The sequence below is a fragment of the Nocardia sp. NBC_01388 genome (assembly GCF_045040085.1).
Lineage (GTDB): Bacteria > Actinomycetota > Actinomycetes > Mycobacteriales > Mycobacteriaceae > Nocardia.
In genome coordinates, this window is record NZ_CP109553.1 from 4,693,575 (window position 1) to 4,718,003 (window position 24,429).

The following is a 24,429-nucleotide window of genomic DNA, read 5'->3' on the forward strand; positions in this document are numbered from 1 at the left end:
GCTTTATAGTTAGGCTCCATATTAGATTCATGGCGATCGAAGCGGCGGGTATCGACACACCCACTCTGGACCAGGCTCGGCAGCAGCTGCGGCGCTACGGGCTGGAGTCCGAGGCCGACCCGCGCGCGGTGCTCGTCGCGGTGCGACTGCTGGCCGCCGGTGCGCGGCTCGGGCAGGCCACCGAGGCGCATTTCGCGCGCTTCGGTCTCTCCACCGGACGCTATCGGATGCTCGCCGACCTCGAGGACAGCGCCGGCGAGAAGTCGCCGTCGCAGTTGGCGGCGAGCCTCGGGGTGACCCGCGCGACGGTATCCGGGCTGATAGACAGCCTGGAACAGGAGGGCCTCGTATGCAGGCGCCCCTCCGCCGAGGACGGCCGCGCCGTGGTGGTGGTACTCACCGCCCGGGGCGCACAGAAGATGCGCGATATAGCGCCTGACCATTTCGGCCGCCTGCAAGCCATGGTGAGCGGGCTCAACCCCCAGGAGCGCACCACCTTCCTGGAACTGCTCGGCCGTGTCACCGAGGGCATCGGCGCACTGACCGCACCCTGACCTGACCGCACTCCCCCGCTGACACACCACGTGGAAGTGCCCTGCCCGCTTCATAACCATATAGTTAGGACACTAATTAGATGACCGAGGCTATGGCACCACCGCGCTTCCGGCTGCGGCGGGAAGCCCTCTTCGCCTACGTGGCCCCGGCCCTGTGCGCGGGCATTGGCGGAATCGCCACCGGGCAAAAGGATCTCGTCGTCGCGGCACTCACTTCGATCGCTGGAACCTCGGCACTCGTCGCCGCACTGACGGGAGCCTGGCTGCAGCGCAACGGATCTCGGCGGCGTTGGCTGCTGCGAGTCCCGCGCATCGGCCTGGTCGCTGGGCTGACGGCCGCCGCAGTATTACTCGCGGAATCGATCGCCTGGTCAGCGACGCAGTCGTGGCCGCTGCTGCCAGACCGCATCCGAATCGACTTTCCCATCGCCGCAGCACTCGCGGCCATCATCACAACATGGCGCTGGCGGGCCGCACAGGCACCGAAACTGACTCCGGCACAACGGAAGAGGAATGCCCGAGAGGACCTGTCATGATCGCGATCCTAGGAGCATCCGGCACCACCGGCGGAGCGCTGCTGCGGCGCTTGACCGACCTCGGGGTGCCCTGCCGCGCGCTGACCCGCGACCCGGAACGAATGCGTGCGGAACTGCCGCCGGGAATCTCGGTGGATATCCGGTGGGCGGAAGCCGCCGATCCGGCTTCCCTGCGCAGCGCCTTCACCGGTGCCCGGCAGCTCTTCCTCACCATGACCAACAGCCCCCGGCAGGTCGAATTCGAAAGCCGCGTCATCGATCTCGCGGCACACTGCGGCATCGAGCACATTGTGAAGATCTCCGCACCGGCCGCCGAACCCGACTCCCCGGTCGTGGTCTCGCGCTGGCACTACGCCATCGAACAGCACCTGCTCAGGTCCGGCATCGATCACACGATCCTGCGCCCCTACGCCTTCATGCAGAAACTGCTCACCCTCGCGCCGACCATCCAGCAGGGCATCATCGTCGGCGCCATGCGAGATGCGGCATGCAATTACATCGACTGCCGCGATATCGGCGAGGTCGCGGCAGCGGTGCTGGCGCGTCCCGAGATCGCTGGGGGCACATACACACTCACGGGAGCCGAGACATTCAGCTATCCGAAGCTGGCCGAACTGCTCAGCCGCCTCCTGGACCGGCCCATCCACTACGTGGACCTACCGCCGACCGACTTCCGGCAGACTCTCCTCGACCAGGCCCCTATGCCGCTCTGGCTGGCCACGCACGTGATGGAAATCCAGCAGCTGGCCCGCACCCGCCCAGAGCGCCCCACCGGCACCGTCGCCCATCTGCTCGACCGCCCGCCACGCACCCTGGAAGCCTTCCTCACCGAGAGCATCGGATCGGGCCTGTTCGAACGCGATGAGTTTGCGGGTCGGCCGCCGTCCTAAGTGTGACGGTACAAACGGTACGAACCAGGAGAAATTCCATGCGCAAGATCACGGCTGGACTGTTCATTTCGCTCGACGGTGTCATCGGCGAGCCCCAGGACTGGCACTTCCCGTACTTCAACGACGAGATGGGCGCCGCGGTCGGCGCGCAACTGATCGGCGCGGACACCCTGCTGCTGGGCCGCAATACCTATGAAGGCTTCGCGGACGCCTGGCCGGAGCGGGAAGCCGCGGGCGGCGAGGATGCGGGCATGGCGGCGGCGCTGGGCGATGCGCGCAAAATCGTTGTCTCACATCAGGATCTGGAATTGACCTGGCGCAATTCCCAGCAGTTGAAGGGCGAACTGGTCGAGGCCGTCACCGAGCTGAAGCAGCAGCCGGGTACGACGGACATCGCCATGAGCGGGTCGCCGTCCATCGTCGTACAGCTGCTGGCCGCCGGACTGATCGACGAACTGCATCTGCTGGTGCACCCCGTCGTGCTGCGCAGTGGTGTGCGACTGTTCGACGAGGGCGAGTCCATCCCGCTGCGCCTGATCTCCTCACAGGCGTTCGAGACGGGCGTCCTGCACCTGGTCTACGGCCCGACGGCTCCGCCCGCACCGGTCAGCTACGACGCCGTGCAGGGCCGGCTGTCACAGGACGAGCAGTAAACGCACCCGCTCCTGCTCGCCGGGCATCCACCCGGGCGAGCAGGAGTCAACCGGCTCAGCCGATGGCGGGCAATCGCACGACCTGCCCCGCGTAGGCCAGTCCGGCGCCGAAGCCGAGCAGCAGCGCGGTATCGCCGGCCTTCGCCTCCCCGGAGCGCAGCAACTGCTCCATCGCCATGGGAATCGAAGCGGCACTGGTATTTCCGGTCTCGATAATGTCCCGGGCCACCGCCACCGTGTCGGGCATTCCCAGCGCGCGGGTCAGCGCATCGGTGATGCGACTGTTGGCCTGATGCGGTACGAAGGCGTCGAGATCTTCGACACCGACGCCCGCGCGGTCCAGCGCATCACGGCATGCCTTCTCCAAAAACGTGACGGCCCAGCGGAATACCGCGGTGCCGTTCATGCGGATGTACGGACGCTCGGTGGTGCCGCCGCTGGCCTCGGCCGCCGCGACCTCGGCGAAGTACTGCGCGAAGTCCTTGTCCTGCTTGATAGCCGAGGTCTGGCTGCCGTCGGAGCCCCAGGCCACCGGGCCGATGCCCTCGACCTCGGACGGTCCCACCACGGCCGCGCCGGCACCGTCGGCGAAGATGAAGGCGCAGGTCCGGTCGGTGGGGTCGAGCAGATCCGACAGCCGTTCGACGCCGATCACCAGCACATTCCGGGCCTGGCCCGCGCGCACCAGATTGGCGGCATTGGCCAGGGCGTAGCAGAAGCCCGCACAGCCGGCCGAGACGTCGAAGGCGGCGGTGTCCTGCATGCCGAGTTCGGTGGCCACCACGGCGCCGGCCGAGGGGCCCAGCACCATCTGCGAGGACGTGGCCAGAATGACGGCGTCGACCTGCTCGGCGGGTATCCCGGCGGCGGCGAGCGCGTCCCGCGCGGCGGCGGTGCTCATGGCGACGATGGTTTCGTCGGAGTCGGCCCACCCGCGCGCGGCAATGCCGGAGCGGGTTCTGATCCATTCGTCGGAGGAGTCGATGCGATCGACGATTTCGGCATTGGGGACAACCCGGCGCGGCCGGTACACACCGAGACCGAGAAGCGCGGCGTGGGCGACCGGAGCGGCGGTGGTGATTTGGGCGGGCATGACATCCTCTCGATATGAACCGATCGGTTCACAAGCATAGGTCTAACATGAACCGATCGGTACACGCAAGAGTGAGAGCAGCAAGAGTGAGAGCAGCAAGGGTTGGAGGAACTTCCATGACGGCGGGACCGCGTGCTCGATTGATCGCGAGCACCATCGCCACGGTGCAGGAGCACGGCGTGCACGCCGCCGGGTTGAGTGAGCTGCTCAAACGCAGCAATGCCTCGCGCAATTCGCTTTATCAGCACTTCCCCTCCGGCAAGGGCGAATTGATGGAGGCGGCGGCGCGCATCGTGTCGCGGGTGGTGTATTCGCATGTCAGCCGCATGGCCGACGCCCTGCCCGCCGCACCCTCCCCCGAACGCTGGCTGGACGAACTGCTCGCCTTCTGGCGCACCGAACTCGAATCCAGCGACTACCGTGCCGGATCCTTCATGATGGCCGCCGCCCTGGACGAATTGGATCCGTCCCTGCAATCGGCCGCCGGCCAGGCCTTCGCCGAATGGACCGCCCGCCTGGCCGACGGGCTCGTAGCGGCCGGTATCGAACGCGGCGTCGCCTGCTCACTGTCCGGACTGCTGCTGTCGGTCATCGAGGGCGCGATCGTGCAGAGCCGCGCCCTCAAATCCAGCCACCCCTTCGACGACGCCCGCAACCAGCTCGCGGTGCTGCTGCGCCACCACCTGCAGGCTCGATAGCGGCGCTATCCCCGCAGAACGCCGAGCCAGCGCCGGACCGGAGCACGCAGATCCGCCACACCGGCGGGCGTGCCGGCCGCGATACCGAGCCGGGAGCGACTGCCGTACAACCGGTCGAACAGCAGCCCCTCGAGCAGGCTGATCAGATCGTGCGCGGCCTGCTCCGGATCCGGTACGCCCGACGTCGCCATGAGCGCGGTGGCCGCGGGCACCGAGAACAGGCAGCGCGCGAGGACATCGCGCAGATCCTCGTCCTCCGCGGCATCGGCGGCCAGGGCATAGCGTGCGAGCGCATCGCGCCGGCGCACGCCGAGCAGCAGATCGAGTTGTCCGGCAATGAGATCCGCGGCGCGGTCGATCGATACCGGCTGCCGTTCGACAGCCTGCTGCGCCGCCTGGAATTCCCGCCGGGAGGTGGCGGCGAGGTGAATCACCGCCGCCCGCAACAGCTCCTGCCTTGTGCGGTAGTAGTAGGAGGTCGAGCCGCGGGCGATGCCGAGGCGGTCGTCGACGGCGTGATGGGTGACCGCGCGATTGCCGCCCGCGGCGGCGAGATCCAGCGCGGCGGCGCAGATGGCCTCGCGCCGGGCCGAAAGCTCACCGGTCGAGGTGGATCTGCCGTCGGCATTGCGAGCCACTGCGCCTCCCATACGTACTGCTACCCAACAGACGTCCACTATGTCACCGACTCTACGTTTACAGAGGGAAGGGTCCGGAGCCGTACCGAGATAGTGGAACGCTGCACTAGGCCGGTACCCTGACCACGGACAGGCGTACAGTGAAGGTGCTTTCGCGCCGAGTTCCGCAGCGTCGCTCGGAATCTCGCGAAATCGACCCAGGAGGTCGAAATGTCCGACCTTGGAGCGTCATTCCCGGAAGCGCCGGTGTCGTCGCAACCCACCGGCAACCCACCGGCGGCGGAATCCTCTTTGGCGACAGCAATGTTCGCCAGATCCAGTGAACGATTGGTGCGCCAGCTGTTCGACGTCGGCATCGAATTACATGAGCTACGCGATATTTTCGACCGCCGAGACTCCACCGAGGCACAGGTGCTCGCCGCCAGCGTCGCGGTCTCGGATGTGATCGAGGATCTCGACCAGCTCATCCACGACAGCAGCCGGGCGATGCTGGCACTTGCCCGCGATCGCTTCGTCATGACCGAACTGCAGATACGCGGTCCGGTGCTGCGTAAACACCGGCACTGAAACATTATTCGCGATACCCCCGCATCATTCGCGCTCCGCGCCGCCGTCGGCGGCGCGCATCGCCAGATTGCTGTCGCGAATCAGCAGATCCAGATCGTCCAGCATGCCGGTGACGGCATCCCGGGCGGCCCGCCGGTCCAGGTCACTGTTGCCGCACTGCTCGAAAACCACACGGAGAGCGTGTAATTGCAATCCGACGTCGAAGAGATGCCGCACCAGGCGGTCACCGGCATCGGCGAGTTCGGCGCTGCCGGAGAGCCCGGCAACGTCCACAGCATCGAAATACGATGTCCGAGAGATGGTCACGATCGCACCCGGTTCACGCGGTGTGGCGGGACAGGAGTTCTCTGCGGGCGGGAATCGGTTCGAGCGGCCGGACATTCATTGTGGTACTCCATTTCGCGTCGGCTGGTGCCAATTGATAGCCATGCCATACGCAGGTCAACCACCGAGGTCCGGAGCAGCTGGACGCGCCCTGACGACTCTACGCGCGCCGATCCCGATCCGAGGCATTCTCAGCGAGCCCTCGGTCGTGGCCGAAAATCATTTCCGGAGCCGGTGATTGAGAATGACTTCGAGTTGGTCCGAGCGCTCCACCAGTCCGCGCGAGACATCGGCCATCCGCTGATTGGTGTCGCGGGCGTACTTGCGCAGCAGCTGAAACGACGAATCCATATCGAGGTGCGCGCGTTCGGCGAGCATGCCCTTCGCCTGTTCGATGACCACCCGGGTGTTCAGGGCGATGCCGAGTTGATCGTTCACCACCATCGAATCGGCGAGTATGCGGGCATGCAGTATGCCGATGGTGGCGAAATCCGCAAGGGTCTGCCCGATCCGCACATCATCCTGCCCGAGCACCCCGACGCGGGTGGTGAACAGATTCAGCGCGCCGAGCCGGTCGTCGCGCAATCGCAGAGGCAGCGCGCAGACGCCGCGAAAGCCCTCCAGGCCCGCACGTTCGGCAAAAGCCGGCCAGCGCTGCATCCCCTCGCCGAGATCCCCGATGAGGACCTGCTCTCCGGTCCGATAGGCCTGCAGGCAGGGCCCGGCCGCGGATTCGACCTGCAGCAGCTCCAGCAGCCGGGTCTCCTCCGAGGTGGAGGCGAATACCTGTAGCTCGCCGTTTCTGTCGGCGAGCAACAGCCCGGCCGCATCGATCGGGAGCAGTTCGACACTGGTGTCGACGAGCTCCTGGGTCAGCTCTACCGGGTCGTAGTCGACCACCAGAGTGTCGACCATGCGGATCATGGCAGCGGTCAACGCACCGTCTCGGCCTGTCATCTGCCCACTCACCTCTTCTCTCGTCGCACTCCCCAACGCGCTACCTGCGCGCCTCAATGCTCGGTTGCCCCGGAACCCGAGTCGTAATCGGCCGGGATACGAAGCCGGCGGGCGACTACCGCACCGGCGGTTTCACTCAGCGTTCGGCCGGTGGCGAAAGCATGTCCGACCAAGCGCGCGTACGCCACGGCGAGCGTCGAATCCAGTTGTACAGCAACCATTCCGGTGGCCTGATGGATCTCCCGCGCCGAGATCGGCTGTTCCCACCAGGCGCCCAATGCGGTCCCGGTGCTGTCCCAGCCGCTATTGACCGGCGGCGTGACGGCCGCCAGTAGCAGAGTGGCGATCATGTCGGCGACCTGGAGGGCATCGGTATACGCCTCGACTTCGCGAATCACCCTGCCTGCGCCGACCAGGTCGAGGAATCCGACGCGAATTGCACCGAGGCGGAGCGGAATCGAACAGATCGAACCGATGGACTCCGGCAGTCGATCCCAGTGCGCCAGCAGCGGCCAGCGACCCGCCGCCACGGCACTCCCGAAGTCCGGCACGCGGACCGGAGCACCGCCGGTGTGCGCGTCGGGGCCGGGTCCCTCACCGGTCGCGGCCTCCGCGTCGGCCAATCGCGCGGCCGTATCGCCTGCCGCGCCGAGCACCTCCCAGCGGTTTCCCGGCATGGACAGGGCCAGCGTCGCCTCATCCACCGGAAGGATGCGTACACAGGCCGCGCTCAAACGATCACCGTGCATCAGCGCGGCATCGGGGCCGGCGTCGAGCTCCCGCAGCGTGGACAGGAATTGGGCGACCGCGGTATGCGCGATCCTCACGCCGCCGGCCTTGTCCGGGCACTGCCGCGGAGGATGCGATAGCGGGTCACGATTCCGCGCTACGGCGCTGCGAGGCGCGCCAGCGCTGTGGGTCCAGCATGCGCAGGCCACCCTCGGCGGGCACCCATTCGTCCAACGCCCAGGCGTCGTCGCACCAGTGCATGCGATTGACCCAGGTCAATTGCGGCACGGTGACAACCCGGCACATGCGCAGATCCACCTCGAGCGTGCACGGGGACGCGACCAGATAGCGCGCGCCGGCGCCCCCGTCCGGGGCGGGCAGCCGTTCACAGACCTGGTCCGCGGCCAATTCGAGATCGGCGGCCATCACCATCCCGATGGGCAGCAGACCGACGCGGTCGGCATCGACGACCACGGCCACCACCGTCCATTGCCGGAAGGCATCACCGCCCATGGCATCATCATCGGCCTGATCAGCGCGCATGGCGCCTACGGTGAGACCGCTCGCCACAGGCGGCTGTGACGGGTCGCACGCCAGCACTCTGGTCGTATACTCGCCCGATCTCGTAGGGACACCGCCGTTTTCGGTGCTGTACATCACGCCCCCTTGCGCAGGTTCGAGTGACGATCGAACCGCCGGGGTCTGGAGCGGAAGTAATTCAGCCCACCCGGATCGTTGAATAATTGCGAGTAGGTACGAGGCCGAACCTCGTTTATTCTATCGCTGTAGTCTGAACACCGATGTAAAACTCGTTGTCGCACAGTTAAACTCACCACACACCGGTCGGTATGCGGTTTCGGCTTCCCCACTCGGGTCCGCTCGGGTCACCGCCGCACCCCGTCCGGTCGTCGAGGGAGGCTATTGGCTTGTGCGGCACGCAACGCGATAACTTGGACAGGTGATGAACGATTCCGTAGCTGTGACGGTTGGAGCATGGCGCGCAGGTGACGGGACCGCGGTGCCGTTCCGTGAGGCGACGGTGGCATGGGCTTTGGCCGCGCATACCGAACTGGCCGAAACCGCAACCGGGTATGGACATTTCGTCACTGTGAACGAGTTGGCCGAGCGCGTGCAGGAGGTGTCCGGCGTACACACCGAGGCGCCCACCCGCACCTGGATGGATGCCATCCTGCGCAAGGTGGCCCGGCGCTGCCACCGTGCGGGCGAGCCGCCGCTGCCGTCGCTGTGCGTACGGCAGAACCACACCGTCGGGGACGCCTACAAGTACGTCCTCGAGCTGGCCGGGCTGCCGATTCCGGCGGATCTCGAACTGCATGCTGCCTATGCCCGTTGGCAGTGCTACCAGTTCTACGGCGCCGCGATTCCGGCCGACGGTGGTGTGCCGCCGCTCACGCCGAAGGTTGCCGCCAAGCGCCGCATGACCATGACCACGGTGGCCCCCGAAGCCCCGCCGGAGCCGGTGCGCGCGCCGGTCTGCTCGCAGTGCTTCATTCAGCTACCCGTGGGGGGCACCTGCTACTTCTGCGCCTGAATCGCAACCACGCTGGGGCGGTTAGGGATTGACGTCGCCGCCCGGCAGTGGGTCGGACATTTCCTCCAGGGCGGCGATCTGGAGATGGATGAAAGCCGCGATTCGATGCCGGGCCGCCGCGGACAGCCGCTCGAGGTCCACCGCCGCCAGCGGATTCGCACCGAGCGGCAGTGGTTCCGGCGGCTCTGCCTCGGCCTCCCCCGGAACAACCTCCAAATGAGGACGCTGAGCCGACATCGGAGAGTCGGGCTCGTCCGGGTCGGCGGCGGCGACGGCTGTTCGCACCATATCGTGACCATAACCCCTCCGTGACCCGGGCGGGAGCCGTTGGCGCACTTGAGCCTTCGCTGTGCGCAAGCTCTGGAGCGGAGGTAAAAGAAGTCAGACCGTACGGCTCGCGATCGCGTAGAGATCACGGGCGGGACCGGTGGGGCGCTGCCCCCTGGGCCACACCGCGCGCAGGTCCCGATGCAGGTCCAAACCGGTCACTTCGGGCGACACCAGCACGCCCTCGGCCAGTTCCCGCGCCACCGCCAGCGAGCTGAGCACCGCCGGGGCCATACCCTCGGCGACAGCGGTCTTGATGGCCTGGGTGGAGGACAGCTCCAGTGCCACGGCGGGTTCCCACCCCGGAATAACGCGAGTCATGGCTCGCTCGAACGAGATTCGGGTGCCGGATCCGGGTTCACGGTAGATGAGCGCCGTACCCGCCAGCTCCTCCGCGGTGACCGCACCGCCGCGCGCCCAGCGATGTCCGGCGGCCACCACGACCACCAGGCGATCGCGCGCCACCAGATGACTCTCCAGCTCAGCAGGCACCTGCGGGCTCTCCACAAAGCCGATTCCGGCGCGACCGTCCAGCACCGCCCGCGCCACCTCTGCCGAATTCCCGGATTCCAGGGCAATGGAGGTGTCCGGCATTCGAGTGCGCAGGGCCATCAGCCATTTCGGGAACAGGTATTCGGCAATGGTCTGACTGGCCGCCACACGCAGCCGCGAATCCCGTTGCGTCCGCAGGGTATCGATGCCCGCATCCAACCGGGCGGCCGCATCGACCACATCCCGCGCCCACTCCGCGATGAGCGCCCCCGCCGCCGTCGGCCGCGACCCCAGCGTGGTCCGCTCCAGCACCGGCATACCCACCAATTGCTCCAGATACCTGATCCGCGAACTCGCCGACGGCTGACTGATCCCGTGCGCCTTCGCCGCCCGCCCCAAACTCCCCAGCTCGATCACCGAGAGCAGCAGATCCAGCGCGGCAAGATCAGGCACCCGGGGTGATAGCGACATAGATCAACTCTATGTGCCGGCACCACGACCGCCCACCGCCACGCCACGAGCGACACGTCCGGGCCGCACCCGTCGAACGGTGGCGCATCCGCATCACGCATGCTCCGCCCGAGTTCGCCGCCCACAGTGCAGCAGGAAGTGTTGTCGATTCACACCGTCAAGCAGGGTGTCGCCCCGCAATCATGAAAACATCTGCCCGGGTTCCACGCCCACAATGCAGCAGGGAAGATCGATCCCAGCGGGGATAGCCCAGGGATCGGGAGCTATCCCACCCTTCCTGCGACCCGGGCGATTACCGGCTGCCACGAATCGAGCGAGTGCACCGTCAGGCCGATGACTTTGCCTGCATCGTCGGCGCGGCGCAGGACCAGGGCGGCGGTGAAGTCGGGGTCGGATTCGAAGGCGGCGATCTCCTCGGGGGTCATCGGGCCGCCCTGCGCGATGAGGGTGCGCTGACTCGATTCCGACAGGGTGGCGGTGTGCACCGCATCGGTGGCCGCCAGATAGCGCTTGGCGGTGACGTGCAGTTCGACGAGTCGGGCAACCCGGGAGCCGAGGAGGCCGCGCACCGCGTCGGCGCCGTGGCGGCCGTGCCCGGCATCGTCACCGGGGAACAGCACATGGCCGATATCGTGGACCAGCCCGGCGACCTGGAGTTCCTCATCGTCCGGAAACTGCTGACGCAGCAGTTCGGCGCATTGGCGGTCGTGGTCGAGAATATCGACCGGGTCGCCGCTGCGGTCGGGCATGTCCCAGACGTCCTCGCAGTCGGCCAGCAGGGTCATGAGGTCCTCGACGGTCGTCATAGTCGTCACCCGATCCACTGTCGGGGACGATCGTGAACAGCGCATGACAGCCGCGGGTCAGGCCATCTGCGGCCCACTTTCGACCCGATTCGTGCGGTGCGCCCGTCATTCTTGCGGACGGCCCGCTCAGGCTTCCGCGCTGAGCCAGTCGGCGAACATATTCGCGGTTTCGTCGATGAGACGGTCGGGGTCGAGGCCCTGCGGTGGTTGCAGGGCGATGCGCAGGCTCGCGGCCAGGCCCACGTTCACCATGACGAAGGCGCGGGTATCGAGTTCGTCGTCGGGGCGCGGACCGAGTTGCTGCAGCAGGTAGGCACGGGTGAGGAACAGTAGACGGCGCTCCAGTCCGCCGAAGCCGATGCCCGCGACGGTGGCCTCGGCGGCGAGCGCGCGCACCAATCGAGAATCCGCTCCCGGGTCTCCCGTGCGCGCTCCTGGCTCGGCTTCTTGCGCCGGACAGCGGGTGTTTCAGCCATGAGCAGCCCGCCGCCGAAAAAGCGAGCAGGAAGTGAGCATCTACTCACCCTACCCTTCGGAGATGACCAGCGCTAAGGTTCCGGCGATCATGGAAGTCGCTGTGGCAGACACGATTCCGACCGAATTCCGATCCCGGGAGCGGCGCGGCGATCCGCGGATACAGCGGGCCCGCCGCGCCTGGCGCGGTGTGCCGATCAGCATCGGCGATGCGACGCTCACCCTCATGGGCGGCAGTGTGGTGCCGGGCCTGGCGCTGGGTGCGGCACCACCGCCGAGAACAGTTGTATCGCAATGAAGTCGGTGACCGGGATGCCGAATTCACACCGGTGGAGGAGTTCCGCCGCTAGCGCGGATCAGCGCTTCTCGATGCGCGCCGGTGGCGGTTCGACGGTGCCCCGGCTCTTCAGATACGACTCCATCGCGTCCAGATCGATGGGGCCGACCTGGGTATCGCGGCTCTGGGTGAAGACCGAGAAGCCGTCGCCGCCGGAGGCGAGGAAGTTATTGGTCGATACTCGGTACAGGGCAACAGGATTCAGCGGCTGGCCGCCGATATGGACGCTGTCGGCGATCACCTTGCGCCCCTTGGGCGCGGTATCGGAGTAGGCGTAGGTAATGCCCGCCACCGACAGCACGCCGGGCTTGCTGACATTGTCCCACTGCTGTTCCAGCAGACTCAGGATCTGCTGGCCGGTGAGCGCGACGGCGACGACCTGATTCCCGAACGGCTGCACGGTGTACGCCTGCGCGTAGGTGATGGCGCCGCCGGTCAAACCCGCCCGCACCCCACCGGGATTCATGAAGGCGGCCACCACCTGCTGCGGCGCCATCGCCGCCAGCATGGAGTCGGCGATGACATCACCGAGCGGGGAATCCCCGGCCGGGTCCGGGGCGCTCGGCAGCGGTGCGGTGGCACTGCCGATGACTCGATCGGCACGCGATTTCACCTGTGCGGCAAAGAAATCGACCAGCTTGGTGGTTGCCGGATCGGGTGCGATATCGCGGGTGACAACCCGGTTCACCGCTTTCGCATCGACCGTCCCGTCATGGAAGCGCAGCGTGACATCGGTGATGAGGCGGCCGAAGGACGCGGCCTGGGTGACCACCTTGCCGTTGATGGTGCAGTTGTAGGCCTGATGACTGTGCGCGGTGAGCATGACCTTGACCGCCCCATCGGTGCGCTTCGCCAGATCCGTGACACCGGGATCGATTCCGGCGCAACCGTTGTAGTCGATCTGCGTACCGTCCTCGCTGTGCTGTGCGCCGCCGTCGTGCAGCAGCGCGATCACGGTCTCCGCACCTGCGGCCTTGATTTCCGGCACGTACCTGTTGATGGCATCGGGCTCGTCACCGAAGGTGTAGCCCCGAATCCCCTCGGGCATCACGATATGCGCGGTATCGGGCGTGACCGTACCCACTACACCGATCCTGTGCCCGCCGATATCGAGCATGGTCCACGCCTTCAGCCCCGGCGGCAGCTGACCGTTGCCGTCGGTGACATTGGCGGCCAGATACGGAAACTTGGCTCCGGAGAACGGATCTCCCGGCGAGCAGCCGTCGGCCGCGCACCCGCCCTGCTGCAACCGCCGCAATTCCTGTACGCCGTGGTCGAATTCGTGATTGCCCACCGACGAGGCGGCCACGCCGACGGTGTTCATGAAGTCGATGGTCGGCTCATCGTGGAACAGCGCCGAGATGAGCGGACTGGCGCCGACGTTGTCACCGGCCGACAGAATCGCGTCGGCCGGATACGCGGCCTTCAGCTTGGCCAGGTGCGCCGCGAGATACGCGGCGCCGCCGGCCTGGTAATCGCCGATCGTGCCATTGCTTCCGCTCGGCGGCTGCAGATTCCCGTGCAGATCGTTGATGGCGAACAGATGCACCTCACCCGGCTGGGCCGTGGGCAGGTCATTCGTCGAAATCAGCGGTACCGCACCGGGCTTACCGCCCGGCACGGCATTGTCGCCGGAGCCGCAGCCGGCCACCAGCGCCACGCTCAGCAGTGCCGCGCACATCCCCAGGATCCGTCGACCGCTCATGGAGCTCGACTCTGACAGACCCTGTTGGCTTCCGCGCGACGACCCGGTGAATTCCTCAGCACCCCGCGGACGCGCCGCGCAAGCAATTGCGGCGCGGGCCGGCGGCCGGTGCGCGACGCTAGCTGCTGGAAGCTCCGGCGAACGGGGTGACGGCGGGGATGTACGGGCGGCGATTCGGGTGCTGCCACAGACCCTTTCGCTCCAGGATCGGCAGCACGCCCTCGCCGAACCAGTACGCCTCCTCCAGATGCGGATAGCCGGAGAGCACGAAGTGGTTGATGCCGACCTTCGAGTACTCCACCAGCCGCTCGGCGACCTCTTCGTGCGAGCCGACCAGCGCGGTGCCCGCGCCGCCGCGGACCAGGCCGACGCCCGCCCACAGATTCGGCGCGATCTCCAGCCGATCCAGGCTGCCGCCGTGCAGCTCCACCATGCGGCGCTGACCCTCGGATTCGCTGCTCGCGAGGCTGGCCTGCACCCGTGCGATATCGGCGGGATCGATGCCGGCCAGGAGCTTGTCGGCGACGCCCCAGGCTTCCTCGGAGGTGTCGCGGGAGATCACGTGAATCCGCAGGCCGTAGTCCAGCTTTCGGCCGTGATCCACCGCCAGTCCGCGAATCCACTCCAGCTTCCGGCTCGCGGCGAGCACCGGCTCACCCCAGGTGAGGTAGGTGTCGGCATAGCGGGCCGCGACCGGACCGGCGGGGGCGGAGGAGCCGCCGAAGAACACCGGCGGCACCGGATTCGGCCGATTGCTCAGCAGTGCGTTCTCGACCCGATAGTGCTCGCCCGTGAACGAGAACGGCTCCTGCGATTCCCACAGCGATTTGACCACGTGCAGGAACTCCCCGGTGCGGGCGTAGCGCGTCTGCTTGTCGGCGAAATCGCCGTAGGCCCGCTGATCGGCCGGTTCACCACCGGTCACCACATTGATGAGCAGCCGGCCGTCCGAATGCCGCTGGAAGGTGCCCGCCATCTGCGCCGCGAGGGTGGGGCTCATGAGCCCCGGGCGCAGGGCGACCAGGAACTTCAGCCTATCGGTGGTGCCGGCCAGCATGGCGGTGGTCAGCCAGGCGTCCTCGCACCACGAGCCGGTCGGGGTGAGCACACCCTCGAAACCGTTCGTCTCAGCCGCTGCCGCAACCTGATTGAGGTAGTGCAGCGAGGCCGGGCGATCACCCGACATGGGCGTTCCGTGCCCGCCGACCACCAGGCCGCGAGAGTCACCGGAGGTGGGCAGGAACCAGTGGAAGGTCAGGCTCATCGAAGAATCCTCACGAGTTGAAGCGGTCGTTGAAGCGGGTGTCCACGTAGTCGTTGATATTCACCTTGCCCGGAATGAGTTTCGCGGCGCTGAAGGCATCGGCCACGGACTGCTCCTCGGCAATCGTCGGGGCGTCGAGCGGATGGTGCTCGTAGACCCCGCGCTGCACTGCCACCAGACTGACGTCGTAGGTGAGGCCGGTGAGGGTGGAGGACTGCTCGGCCCACTGCTCGGGATTGGCCTTGATCCACGCGTGCGCCTTCTGGATGCGCACCAGCAGATCCCGCAGCGCCGCCGAACTGGCCTTGTTGTCCAGCGCCTTGGTTCCGGCGACGAAGAAGCTGTCGCCGCGCACGTAGCCTTCACCGTCCACCAGCACCCGACTGCCGGCGGCCTGTGCCTGAGCCACATACGGATCCCAGACCGCCCAGGCATCCACCGCACCGGTGGACAGCGCGGCCAGCGCATCGGCGGGCTGCAGATACTGCGGCTGGATATCGGAGAAGCTCAGACCGTTCTTGGAGAGCACCGAGAGCAGCTGGTAGTGCGCCGAACTGCCCTGGGTGACCGCGATCTTCTTGCCGCGCAGATCTTTCGGATCCTTCAGCGTGGAGTCCTTGGGCACCAGGATGGCCTGCCCCTTCACTCCGGACGAGTACGAGGCGACGATCTCGATCTGCGATTTCGCGGCCGCCGCGAACACCGGCGGGGCATTGCCGACGCCGCCGATATCCACGGACCCGGCATTGATGGCCTCCAGAATCGGCGGCCCGGCGCTGAAGGTGGACCAGTTGAGCTTGTACGGCAGGTCCTTCGTCTGGCCCGAGACCTCGAGCAGGGCCTGCAGGCCGATGCCCTTCTGATCGGCGACACGCAGCGTGACCTGTGACAGATCAACCGAGCCGTCCGCATTCACACCCTTGTTGTTGCTGTCGCTCGACCCGCACGCCGCGGTGACGAGGGCGGCGGCGACCGCGACGGCGGCGAACAGGCGTCTGGTGACGGTGTTCATGTCAGTGATCAGTTCCTTCCGGAGTCACGCCGAGTTCGGCGAGCAAGCTTGTGCGCAGTGCGAGGAAGTCGGGGTGGTCGCGGCGGCGCGGGCGCGGCAGATCGATGCGCAGTTCGCGGGCGATACGCCCGTCGGCCAGCACCAGGGCCCGGTCCGCGAGCAGCAGCGCCTCGTCGACATCGTGGGTGACCAGCAGGACGCCCGGCCGATGCCGAGCCCACAGCTCCAGCACGAGATTGTGAATAGTGATGCGGGTCAGGGCATCCAGTGCACTGAAGGGTTCGTCCAGCAGCAGCAGATCCGGGTCGCGCACCAGGGCGCGGGCCAGCGAAGCCCGCTGTGCCTCACCGCCGGAGAGGGTCAGCGGCCAGGCGTCGGCGCGGCCGGTGAGACCGACCTCGGCGAGCGCGGCCTTTCCGGCGGCCTTCGGATCCTGGTGTCGCAGACCGAGAGTGATATTGGCGGCCACCCGTTTCCAGGGCACCAGGCGCGGCTCCTGGAAGGCGACGGCCACTTCACCGGGCACCGACAGATCACCCTCGGTTTCCCGGTCCAGACCCGCCAATGCCCGTAGCAGCGTGGACTTTCCGGATCCGCTGCGCCCGAGCAGCGCCACGAATTCGCCGCGCTGGATATCGAGATCGAGACCGTGCAGCACCCGGCGATCGCCGAACTCCTTGACCAGCCCGCGAACTCGGGCCGCACTGACTACGTTCCCAGGAAGCTGCGTCGCCATGACAGTGCCCTCCGCTCGATCAACCGGACCGCCGAATCGGTGACCAGGCCCAGCAGGCTGTAGACCAGCAGGCCGACCACGATCACATCGGTGCGCAGGAATTCGCGGGCATTGTTGATCATGAAGCCCAGTCCCGCATCGGCATTCACCTGTTCGGCGACGATCAGCGCCAGCCACGCGATACCCAGGGACTGGCGCAATCCGACCAGCGCCTGTGGCAGCGCACCCGGCAGCACGATGTGCCGGACCAGGCCGAAGCGGCCGAGCTGCTGGACCTGTGCCAGCTCGGCGAGCTTGCCGTCGACGCTCTGGATGCCGGCAAAGGTATTGAGGTACAGCGGAATCGCCACGCCGAAGGCGACCAGCACGATCTTCGGCAGCTCCCCGATGCCGAACCAGAGGATGAACAGCGGGATCAGACCGTAGAACGGCAGCGTCCGCAGCATCTGCATGAGCGGATCCACCAGGTACTCGCCCACTCGGCTCAACCCGGCGACCAGCGCCAGCGCCAGGCCGATGACGGCGCCGATGACGAAGCCGATCGCCGCCCGCTGCAGCGACACCGTGAGCGCGGTGGTCAGCGTGCCGTCGGAAATGAGATCACGGGTCGTATGGACCACCGTCATCGGAGAGGCCAGCTTGCGTTCGGACAGCACGCCGGTGGCACTGGCGAGCTGCCAGAGCGCGATCAACACCAGTGGACTGATGAGCCGCGCCCAGGCTATGGGCACACTCGGTAAGCGTGCGAAGCGCAGGCGGGCCGGGATAGGCCTGGCCTGCACGGCAACTGAAGACACGGCAAACACCTCGGGCGTTGGGGACGGGGACCGACGGCGGCCGAGCCCTCGACCGCCTCGTTCGAGCCTGCCGGGATGTGCACCGGTCGTCACCCCTTGAAATCCGTGTGATTCTTGATCTACTCCAAGCCGCGACTGCCACAATGGAGCCGCGACGAACAGCCGCCATGGGCCGCCATGAAACGGCCAGGGAGCGCCATGAAACAGCCGGCGGCCGCGATGAAACAGCCGGCGGCGCTATGAGCAGTCCGCATCACCCGATCGGCGTCGGGTCCCGGTTCGGGCCGTATCGGCTGGATAGGTTGATCGGGCGCGGCGGGATGGGCGAGGTCTACCAGGCCTACGACACTGTCAAGGACCGGACTGTTGCCATCAAGGTGCTTCCCGAACGCCTGGCCCAGGATCCGGTGTACCGGCAGCGTTTTCAGCGGGAATCGCATGCGGCGGCCCGGTCGCGCGAGGCGCATGTCATTCCGATTCACGATTACGGCGAGATCGACGGCCACCTCTATATCGATATGCGCCTGGTCGACGGCGACAGTCAGCTCAGCCAACAACCTGGCCTACGCCTACGCCTACGCCTACGAATCCGCAGGCCGCCTCGACGAAGCCATCACCCTCTTCGAAGCCACCCACAGCGATTGCGAGCGGATCCTGGGTCCGGACCATCCGATCACCCGTGCAACACAGGAGAACCTCGCCGTCATACGTGCTGACCGCAACGTGGAGGAGTGAGCGATAACTTCAGACTCGAAAATGCCGCGTAGCGCGCTGTCTGAAACGGCCGTGCAGCACGCTCGAAGATCAACGGGTTCAGGTTATCTCGTTGCCCCGCACCCGATTCGGGGCGTTGAGGTCGGCCTCTATGGCGCCTGAATCAGTTATCCGCACATGGCCCCACCGGCGCGCAAACAACCGGCCTGACCGGTCAAAGATCGCGCCTGAACGGTAATTTTTGCTGTGCCAGCTAGGTTTTTGACCGCTCAGGCCGAATGAGACGCCTACCCGACCCTCAGGCCAGTAGTTTTCAACCACTCGATGAGCGTGGCGAAGCCACTGTGCTGCAGCCCTTCCCAGGACTCAACGCGATACAGCAGAGCTCGGCTCCCATGGTTGGCCGCCACCCATTCCCGGTCCCGACCACTGATCTCGTCATCGATCCAGATAAACGGCCGCCCCGCAGCTCACTCGGCCAATGTTCCAGTCTTCCAGTGCAATCCGAACTCGCGCTCCTCGGCAGACTTGCCGAGGAGGTCGGTGTCGCGTGTGGCAATGCGCTCGAGTATCACCTCGATGGGTGCACTGAGCAATACAACGTGGTCGAACCGCGGATAGAACTTGCACTGGTCCATACTGTTCCACCGATGAACAGCGCCTCGCCCGAACGCTCGTGTTCGGCGAGGAGGGCATCGATGCGGTTCTCCCGCCACTGCCGTTCAACCCCATCGCCATAGGGTGCCGGTGCTTCTTCGATCCAACCGCCGACATCGGTGTCGACCACTCGGAATCCCGTTTCTGCCAGCAGATTCAACACGGTGGACTTACCCGTACCGGACATCCCCGTCACCAAGATCGCCACCACACGCCCACCATTGGCGAAGTACACACCGCGCCCGCCGCTACAGATGAAAGTCGGCGGCCGAGATTCGATGTGGCGCAGAGCATCCGGTGCTGCCGAGTTGGATGCATGATTCTGCTGCGATGAGCTGGCCCGGACTTGGTGGACTCGGTCAGGGAGCAACTTCCGGATCCGAACGCGGAATAGGTTGTGCCGGGCTCCCTCCGCAGCTGGGAGCCCGGCACTGTGTCGGCACCGGTGTGGGCGGTGACGACAGCTTGGGTGCTCCGAAGGAGCACAGATCTGGGGGTCAGTGACCGCCGCGGACGATCTCGACAGACCGGGTGAGAATGCTCAGCCCGTGCGAGATTTCGGCATCGGTGACGGTCAGTGGAGGCAGAAGTTTCACGACTTCGTCTGTGGAGCCGGAGGTTTCGACGAGCAGGCCCAGTTCGAAGGCGGTGCGGCAGACCTTGGCGGCCTGGGAGGCGTCGTCGAAGACGAGGCCCTGTACGAGGCCGCGGCCGCGGGTCGTCAGGCCGTGGAAGTCCTCGGTGAGCAGGGTCAGGTGCCGGCGGATGCGCTCACCCTTGGCCAGGGTGGCAAGTTCCATGCGGTCGTCGGACCAGTAGTGCCGCAGGGCGAGTTCGGCGGTGATGAAGGCGGCGTTGTTGCCGCGGAAGGTGCCGTTGTGCTCGCCCGGAGACCATTGGTCCAGGTCCGGCTTCATGAGCACCAGAGCCATGGGAAGACCGTAGCCGCCAATGGATTTCGACAGTGTCACGATATCGGGGGTGATGCCGGCGGTCTCGAAGGAGAAGAACGGGCCGGTGCGGCCGCAGCCCATCTGCACATCGTCGACAATGAGCAGAATGCCACGCGCGGAGCACATTTCGGCGAGCGCGCGCAGCCATTCCGCGCGCGCCACGTTCACACCGCCCTCACCCTGCACCGTTTCGACGATCACCGCGGCGGGCTTGTCCACGCCCGAGGAGCTGTCGTCCAGCACCCGGCGCATCCACGAAAGCTCGTCCATGCCTTCGAGATAACCGTCGTACGGCATCGGAGTCGCATGCACCAGCGGCACACCCGCACCGGCCCGCTTGGCCGCATTGCCGGTGACCGACAGCGCGCCCAGCGTCATACCGTGGAAGGCATTGGTGAAGTTCAGGATGGTGGTGCGGCCGGTCACCTTGCGCGCCAGCTTGAGTGCGGCCTCGACGGCGTTCGCTCCGGTGGGCCCGGGGAACTGCACCTTGTAGTCCAGCCCGCGCGGGATCAGCAGCACATCGCGAATGGTCTCCAGCAGACGGCGTTTGGCGACGGTGGACATATCCAGCCCGTGCGTGATGCCGTCGCCCACCAGGTAGTCGATCAGGGCCTGCTTGAGAACGGGATTGTTGTGCCCGTAGTTCAGCGAGCCCGCACCGGCGAAGAAATCGAGGTAGTCCTTACCGTTCTCATCGGTGAGCCAGGCGCCGCGCGCGGTGTCGAACACCGTCGGCCAGGACCGACAGTAACCGCGCACATTGGATTCGAGCGCCTCGAAAACGGTCGTCTCGGCCATGGTCATCGGTGGGTCCTAGCGTCGGAGCAAAGTGAAACGAAGATGTTTCTACCATTGACCGATGCGGTAGCGGAACGTTTTCGGCGAAACTGGCGAAAGACTCCCGTCAGGTGAGACGACGTGATGCGCATCTCGGCCGGAACGCCGGAAGCATAACCCGAAGCGAACCGACCGGACCACACCCTTCAGGCAGCAACCTTTTCCCTCCGCCGCGCCAGCACCGTGATGCCCGCGACCATCGGAATCGTCACCGCCAGGCTCACCCAGCCGGTGCCCAGCCCCAGACCATCGGCCCGATGCGAGGCCAGCCAGTCGGTAGCGGAGGCGCCCAGCGGACGGGTGACGACATACGACGCCCAGAACGCGGCGATCGCACTCAGCCCCGCCCACCGATACGCCACGGCGGGCACGGCAATAGCAATCGAAAATAACAGAATCGACGGGAGATACCCGAGATGCAGTGTGGTGGCGGTCAGATCGCCGGCCACGGTCCCCAGCGCGAACGTCACCATGACCGTCGCCCAGTAGAACGCTTCCCGCCGGCGCGTGGTGATGCTGTGCACCGACAGCGTCCCCTCGGTGCGATACCAGAGCGCGAACACCCCGGCGAGCGCCGCGGCGAATCCGGCCGTCGACACCGCCAGCGGAATCCCGATGACGAAATCGACGATATCCGCGACCATGGTGCCGAAGATGCTCACCATCACCACCGCGAACCAGTAGATCCACGCCACGTACCGCGGACTCCGGAACTGCACGATCAGACTCACAACAAGCAGCACACCCGCGCCGAGCACGGCGATCTCGGGCTGCGAACCGCCCACCAGGAAATCGGAGAAGGTCTCCCCCATGCCGGTGGAAAGGACTTTGACCACCCAGAACAGGGCGGTGATCTCGGGGACTTTGGCAAGGAGCGGGCGCGGGCGCGAAACCGCTGCTGTCGCAGGCTTTGTCACAAGCGCACTGTGCCAATCAGCCGCTGAGAAACCGCTGTGAAGCAATTTCCTTGCCGCGCACACCCGTTCGCACGTAGGGTCAATCTCTTGTGCGTGCCGACGCGGGGATCTACTGGCAGCTTGTCAGAGCCGGATTTCGCAGACAGTCACATTATCGGCTCGCCATGGTCGCGGGCCTGATCACCAATGTCGTTTTCGGGTTCGTGCGCTCCTCGGTGCTGATGGCCGCCGTGCACGCCAACAGCGGATTCGGCGGATACGACCGCGGGACCATCGGCGCGTACACCTGGCTGTCGCAGGGGCTGCTGGGCGCCATCGCCTTCTGGACCCTGCCCGATATCGTCGAGCGCATTCGCACCGGCGACGTGGCCATCGACTTCCTGCGGCCCATCGATGTCCAATTCGCCCATCTCGCCGAATATCTCGGCCGGGCGACCTGCACCCTGCTGCCGCGCAGTGTGCCCAGCGTGGCGATCGGCGCGCTCACCTTCGGCCTGGCGCTGCCGAATTCAGCGGGACCGTATGTGCTGGGGGTGATCAGTCTGGCCCTGGCCATCGCGCTCTCGTTCCTGTCCATGTTCGCGGTGTGCCTGTCCGGATTCTGGCTGGTGGAGACGCGCGGATTGCGGGCGCTGCACATGATCTGCGGCACCTTCCTGGCCGGCCTGTTCGCACCGGTGCACCTGTTCCCGGGCTGGCTGCAGACCATCGCGTACGCCACCCCGTTTCCGGCCATGCTGCAGTGGCCGGTCGATGTGATCTCCGGGCGTACCGCCGGGCTTGCGGCGGCGGGACTGGTGGCGGTGCAATGTTTCTGGCTGGCCGTCCTGACAGCGCTGGGCCGGCTGCTGCTGCGGGCGGGACGCCGCAAGCTGGAGGTGCAGGGTGGCTGAGACCCGGCCCTCCCGCATGGCGCCCTATCGCGCGGTACTGGCGTCCCGATTACGCGCGCAGCGGGCGTATCCGCTTTCCTTCGCCACCGATGTGTTCAGCGCCTTCCTCATCGGGCTGGTGGAGTTCGCCGAAATGTGGGTGATCTTCCGCAATGTGCCGCAGCTGGGCGGGCTGAATCTGAACGCCATGCTGCTGGTGTTCGGAATGAGCAATACCTCCTTCAGTATTGCCGACATGCTGGTCGGGCACGCCGATACGCTGCCCACGTATATCCGGATGGGCAAGCTGGACGCGTTCTATCTGCGGCCGCAACCGCTGCTCCTGCAACTCATGACGAGCGATATCGCACTGCGCCGGGTGGCGCGCATCGGCGTGGCCGCCACCGTGCTCGGGTTCGGCCTGGCCCGCAATGACATCGATTGGACCGCAACCCATCTGGCGCTCTTCGCACTCACGCTGACCTCGGGCATCGCCATTTTCGCCGGACTCTTCGTCGCGGCGGCCGGGGTGCAGTTCTTCCTCATCGACGGATCGGAGCTCACCAATGCCTTCACCTACGGCGGCTCCTACGCCTCCATGCAGCCCGCCTCGGTGTTCCCGACACCGATGAAGCTGATCTTCGGATTTATCGTTCCGGTCACCTTCACCTCGTATCTGCCCGCCATCGCTCTGCTGGGACTGCGAGGCCCCGCACTGCTGCCCGCCTGGCTGGCGTGGGCATCACCGCTGGCGGCGCTGTGGGTGTGGCTGGCGGCGCTGTATTCGTGGCGACTGGGCACCAGACACTATCAAGGAGGCGGCGGGTGAGCGATCCGATCATCGATATCGCCGGGCTGACACGCACTTTCGTGCTGCGCCGCAAGGAAGGGCGCTGGCGCCGGCGGCGCGAGGTGGTGACCGCCGTGGACGATATGAGTTTCCGGATCGAACCCGGTACGGCGGTCGGATACATCGGCGCGAACGGTGCCGGTAAATCCACCACCATCAAAATGATCACCGGCATCCTGGTGCCGACCGCCGGGCGCCTGCGCACCTGCGGACTCGATCCGGTGCGGCAGCGCCGCGAACTGGCCGGGCGCATCGGAGTGGTCTTCGGGCAGCGGTCGCAGCTGTGGTGGGATCTGCCACTGCGCGAATCGTTTTCGATCCTGGCCGCCATCCATCGCCTGGAGCCGGCGGCAGCACGCAGGCGCACCCGGGAACTGGTCGAGCAATTGGAGATGGACAGCACCCTCGACACCCCCGTGCGACAGCTGTCGCTGGGTCAGCGCATGCGCGCGGAAGTTGCCGCGGCACTGCTGCACTCGCCCGAGCTGGTAATCCTGGACGAGCCCACCATCGGCCTGGATGTGTTGTCCAAGCAGCGATTACGCGAATTCCTGCGACTGGAGCGCACCACCCGCGGCACCACCCTGCTGCTCACCACCCACGATATGGGCGATATCGAGCGCCTCTGCGAACGCGTCCTGGTGGTCGACACCGGCAAGCTGGTGTACGACGGATCCTTGACCGGACTGGCCGCCACCGTCGGCGCACACCGGGTGCTGACCGTCGATCTGGCCGAGCCCGCACCGGACCTCACCGATCTGCCGGGCGCGAAACTCCTGGACAGCGAAGGCGGCGGCGTCCGCCAGCGCCTGGCCTTCGATACCGAACTCACCACCGCGGCCCAGTTACTGGCAGCGGTATCGGCGCGCTCCGAGGTCCGCGACCTCTCCATCGAAGAACCCGATATCGAGGATGTCGTCCGCCGCATCTACGAAGCCGCGGCGCATCCGTTCTCATAATCGTTATGCACCACCGTTGTTCATCCCATTGTCGTCCGCTGGACGTCAAGATCAC

At 66.4% G+C, this 24,429-nt stretch carries 30 protein-coding genes and 1 pseudogene; 13 read left to right on the plus strand and 18 right to left on the minus strand.

What is annotated here, in order from left to right:
* Window positions 1-29: 29 nt before the first annotated feature.
* The 4 genes from OG716_RS23120 to OG716_RS23135 all read left to right on the plus strand — a co-directional run bounded on the left by OG716_RS23120 (window position 30) and on the right by OG716_RS23135 (window position 2,633).
* Entirely contained in the window at window positions 30-554 is a 525-nt protein-coding gene (locus tag OG716_RS23120; protein WP_405132851.1) for a MarR family winged helix-turn-helix transcriptional regulator, read from the plus strand.
* Between the two features lie 80 nt (window positions 555-634).
* The gene (locus OG716_RS23125) at window positions 635-1,090 is read left to right on the plus strand and encodes a hypothetical protein (protein WP_405132852.1); all 456 of its coding nucleotides are present in this window, start codon (window positions 635-637) and stop codon (window positions 1,088-1,090) included.
* A complete protein-coding gene (locus OG716_RS23130) occupies window positions 1,087-1,980 on the plus strand; it encodes an NmrA family NAD(P)-binding protein (protein ID WP_405132853.1) in 894 nt (297 codons plus the stop codon). The genes OG716_RS23125 and OG716_RS23130 overlap by 4 nt, the downstream gene beginning before the upstream one ends.
* A 38-nt stretch (window positions 1,981-2,018) precedes the next feature.
* Window positions 2,019-2,633, plus strand: a complete 615-nt coding sequence (locus OG716_RS23135) for a dihydrofolate reductase family protein (protein ID WP_405132854.1) — start codon at window positions 2,019-2,021, stop codon at window positions 2,631-2,633.
* A 55-nt stretch (window positions 2,634-2,688) separates the two neighbouring features.
* On the opposite strand, the gene OG716_RS23140 is transcribed toward OG716_RS23135, so the two are convergent.
* Entirely contained in the window at window positions 2,689-3,726 is a 1,038-nt protein-coding gene (locus OG716_RS23140; protein WP_405132855.1) for a beta-ketoacyl-ACP synthase III, read from the minus strand.
* 116 nt (window positions 3,727-3,842) lie between these two features.
* Between OG716_RS23140 and OG716_RS23145 the strand changes: the two genes are divergently transcribed.
* On the plus strand, window positions 3,843-4,424 hold the full coding sequence (locus tag OG716_RS23145; RefSeq protein WP_355123135.1) for a TetR/AcrR family transcriptional regulator: 582 nt from the start codon (window positions 3,843-3,845) through the stop codon (window positions 4,422-4,424).
* Window positions 4,425-4,429: 5 nt separating this feature from the next.
* On the opposite strand, the gene OG716_RS23150 is transcribed toward OG716_RS23145, so the two are convergent.
* The gene (locus OG716_RS23150) at window positions 4,430-5,062 is read right to left on the minus strand and encodes a TetR/AcrR family transcriptional regulator (RefSeq protein ID WP_405132856.1); all 633 of its coding nucleotides are present in this window, start codon (window positions 5,060-5,062) and stop codon (window positions 4,430-4,432) included.
* 210 nt (window positions 5,063-5,272) lie between these two features.
* On the opposite strand from OG716_RS23150, the gene OG716_RS23155 reads away from it, so the two are divergent.
* Window positions 5,273-5,629, plus strand: coding sequence for a hypothetical protein (locus tag OG716_RS23155; RefSeq protein WP_405132857.1), 357 nt, complete (start codon window positions 5,273-5,275; stop codon window positions 5,627-5,629).
* 24 nt (window positions 5,630-5,653) lie between these two features.
* Here the strand turns inward: OG716_RS23155 and OG716_RS23160 are convergent, their stop codons facing one another.
* The 4 genes from OG716_RS23160 to OG716_RS23175 form a co-directional block, all read right to left on the minus strand.
* Window positions 5,654-5,935 carry a hypothetical protein gene (locus tag OG716_RS23160; protein WP_405132858.1) on the minus strand — a complete coding sequence of 94 codons (282 nt, stop codon included), beginning with the start codon at window positions 5,933-5,935 and terminating at the stop codon, window positions 5,654-5,656.
* Between the two features lie 237 nt (window positions 5,936-6,172).
* A complete protein-coding gene (locus tag OG716_RS23165; RefSeq protein WP_405132859.1) occupies window positions 6,173-6,910 on the minus strand; it encodes a GAF and ANTAR domain-containing protein in 738 nt (245 codons plus the stop codon).
* A gap of 53 nt (window positions 6,911-6,963) precedes the next feature.
* Entirely contained in the window at window positions 6,964-7,737 is a 774-nt protein-coding gene (locus OG716_RS23170) for an ANTAR domain-containing protein (RefSeq protein ID WP_405132860.1), read from the minus strand.
* A 46-nt stretch (window positions 7,738-7,783) separates the two neighbouring features.
* Window positions 7,784-8,182, minus strand: coding sequence for a hypothetical protein (locus OG716_RS23175; protein ID WP_405132861.1), 399 nt, complete (start codon window positions 8,180-8,182; stop codon window positions 7,784-7,786).
* 418 nt (window positions 8,183-8,600) lie between these two features.
* Here OG716_RS23175 and OG716_RS23180 point away from each other — a divergent pair, with 418 nt between their 5' ends.
* The gene (locus OG716_RS23180; protein ID WP_405132862.1) at window positions 8,601-9,191 is read left to right on the plus strand and encodes a hypothetical protein; all 591 of its coding nucleotides are present in this window, start codon (window positions 8,601-8,603) and stop codon (window positions 9,189-9,191) included.
* 21 nt (window positions 9,192-9,212) lie between these two features.
* Here OG716_RS23180 and OG716_RS23185 read toward each other — a convergent pair whose 3' ends face one another.
* The 4 genes from OG716_RS23185 to OG716_RS23200 all read right to left on the minus strand — a co-directional run bounded on the left by OG716_RS23185 (window position 9,213) and on the right by OG716_RS23200 (window position 11,683).
* A complete protein-coding gene (locus OG716_RS23185; RefSeq protein ID WP_405132863.1) occupies window positions 9,213-9,479 on the minus strand; it encodes a hypothetical protein in 267 nt (88 codons plus the stop codon).
* A gap of 93 nt (window positions 9,480-9,572) precedes the next feature.
* Window positions 9,573-10,481 carry a LysR family transcriptional regulator gene (locus OG716_RS23190; protein WP_405132864.1) on the minus strand — a complete coding sequence of 303 codons (909 nt, stop codon included), beginning with the start codon at window positions 10,479-10,481 and terminating at the stop codon, window positions 9,573-9,575.
* Between the two features lie 263 nt (window positions 10,482-10,744).
* On the minus strand, window positions 10,745-11,287 hold the full coding sequence (locus OG716_RS23195; RefSeq protein WP_405139855.1) for an HD domain-containing protein: 543 nt from the start codon (window positions 11,285-11,287) through the stop codon (window positions 10,745-10,747).
* A gap of 126 nt (window positions 11,288-11,413) precedes the next feature.
* Window positions 11,414-11,683: a hypothetical protein gene (locus OG716_RS23200; protein ID WP_405132865.1), complete on the minus strand. Its 270-nt coding sequence runs from the start codon at window positions 11,681-11,683 to the stop codon at window positions 11,414-11,416.
* A 142-nt stretch (window positions 11,684-11,825) separates the two neighbouring features.
* On the opposite strand from OG716_RS23200, the gene OG716_RS23205 reads away from it, so the two are divergent.
* The gene (locus tag OG716_RS23205) at window positions 11,826-12,059 is read left to right on the plus strand and encodes a hypothetical protein (protein WP_405132866.1); all 234 of its coding nucleotides are present in this window, start codon (window positions 11,826-11,828) and stop codon (window positions 12,057-12,059) included.
* 58 nt (window positions 12,060-12,117) lie between these two features.
* On the opposite strand, the gene OG716_RS23210 is transcribed toward OG716_RS23205, so the two are convergent.
* The 5 genes from OG716_RS23210 to OG716_RS23230 form a co-directional block, all read right to left on the minus strand.
* Window positions 12,118-13,803, minus strand: a complete 1,686-nt coding sequence (locus tag OG716_RS23210) for a bifunctional metallophosphatase/5'-nucleotidase (RefSeq protein WP_405132867.1) — start codon at window positions 13,801-13,803, stop codon at window positions 12,118-12,120.
* A 118-nt stretch (window positions 13,804-13,921) separates the two neighbouring features.
* Complete coding sequence (locus OG716_RS23215; protein ID WP_405132868.1) at window positions 13,922-15,067, minus strand: LLM class flavin-dependent oxidoreductase; 1,146 nt, start codon at window positions 15,065-15,067, stop codon at window positions 13,922-13,924.
* Between the two features lie 10 nt (window positions 15,068-15,077).
* A complete protein-coding gene (locus tag OG716_RS23220) occupies window positions 15,078-16,079 on the minus strand; it encodes an ABC transporter substrate-binding protein (protein ID WP_405132869.1) in 1,002 nt (333 codons plus the stop codon).
* Window position 16,080: 1 nt separating this feature from the next.
* Window positions 16,081-16,815: an ABC transporter ATP-binding protein gene (locus OG716_RS23225; RefSeq protein ID WP_405132870.1), complete on the minus strand. Its 735-nt coding sequence runs from the start codon at window positions 16,813-16,815 to the stop codon at window positions 16,081-16,083.
* Window positions 16,788-17,612: an ABC transporter permease gene (locus tag OG716_RS23230; RefSeq protein WP_405132871.1), complete on the minus strand. Its 825-nt coding sequence runs from the start codon at window positions 17,610-17,612 to the stop codon at window positions 16,788-16,790. The genes OG716_RS23225 and OG716_RS23230 overlap by 28 nt, the downstream gene beginning before the upstream one ends.
* A gap of 239 nt (window positions 17,613-17,851) precedes the next feature.
* On the opposite strand from OG716_RS23230, the pseudogene OG716_RS23235 reads away from it, so the two are divergent.
* Together OG716_RS23235 and OG716_RS23240 are read left to right on the plus strand one after the other, a co-directional pair.
* Window positions 17,852-18,223, plus strand: a pseudogene (locus tag OG716_RS23235) (protein kinase domain-containing protein); the annotation flags it as partial.
* Window positions 18,171-18,347: a tetratricopeptide repeat protein gene (locus tag OG716_RS23240; RefSeq protein ID WP_405139857.1), complete on the plus strand. Its 177-nt coding sequence runs from the start codon at window positions 18,171-18,173 to the stop codon at window positions 18,345-18,347. The pseudogene OG716_RS23235 and the gene OG716_RS23240, both read left to right, overlap by 53 nt.
* A gap of 550 nt (window positions 18,348-18,897) precedes the next feature.
* Here the strand turns inward: OG716_RS23240 and OG716_RS23245 are convergent.
* From OG716_RS23245 to OG716_RS23255, 3 genes are all read right to left on the minus strand, one after another.
* Window positions 18,898-19,191 carry a hypothetical protein gene (locus OG716_RS23245; RefSeq protein ID WP_405132872.1) on the minus strand — a complete coding sequence of 98 codons (294 nt, stop codon included), beginning with the start codon at window positions 19,189-19,191 and terminating at the stop codon, window positions 18,898-18,900.
* 289 nt (window positions 19,192-19,480) lie between these two features.
* Complete coding sequence (gene ectB / locus OG716_RS23250) at window positions 19,481-20,743, minus strand: diaminobutyrate--2-oxoglutarate transaminase (protein ID WP_405132873.1); 1,263 nt, start codon at window positions 20,741-20,743, stop codon at window positions 19,481-19,483.
* 179 nt (window positions 20,744-20,922) lie between these two features.
* Window positions 20,923-21,693, minus strand: a complete 771-nt coding sequence (locus OG716_RS23255) for a hypothetical protein (RefSeq protein ID WP_405132874.1) — start codon at window positions 21,691-21,693, stop codon at window positions 20,923-20,925.
* Between the two features lie 164 nt (window positions 21,694-21,857).
* On the opposite strand from OG716_RS23255, the gene OG716_RS23260 reads away from it, so the two are divergent.
* Genes OG716_RS23260 through OG716_RS23270 form a run of 3 tightly spaced genes read left to right on the plus strand, consistent with a single transcriptional unit; the run spans window position 21,858 to window position 24,374 of the window.
* Entirely contained in the window at window positions 21,858-22,586 is a 729-nt protein-coding gene (locus OG716_RS23260; RefSeq protein WP_405132875.1) for an ABC transporter permease, read from the plus strand.
* Complete coding sequence (locus OG716_RS23265; RefSeq protein ID WP_405132876.1) at window positions 22,579-23,394, plus strand: ABC transporter permease; 816 nt, start codon at window positions 22,579-22,581, stop codon at window positions 23,392-23,394. Before OG716_RS23260 ends, OG716_RS23265 begins: the two co-directional genes overlap by 8 nt.
* Complete coding sequence (locus tag OG716_RS23270; RefSeq protein ID WP_405132878.1) at window positions 23,391-24,374, plus strand: ATP-binding cassette domain-containing protein; 984 nt, start codon at window positions 23,391-23,393, stop codon at window positions 24,372-24,374. Before OG716_RS23265 ends, OG716_RS23270 begins: the two co-directional genes overlap by 4 nt.
* The last annotated feature ends 55 nt before the right edge of the window (window positions 24,375-24,429 follow it).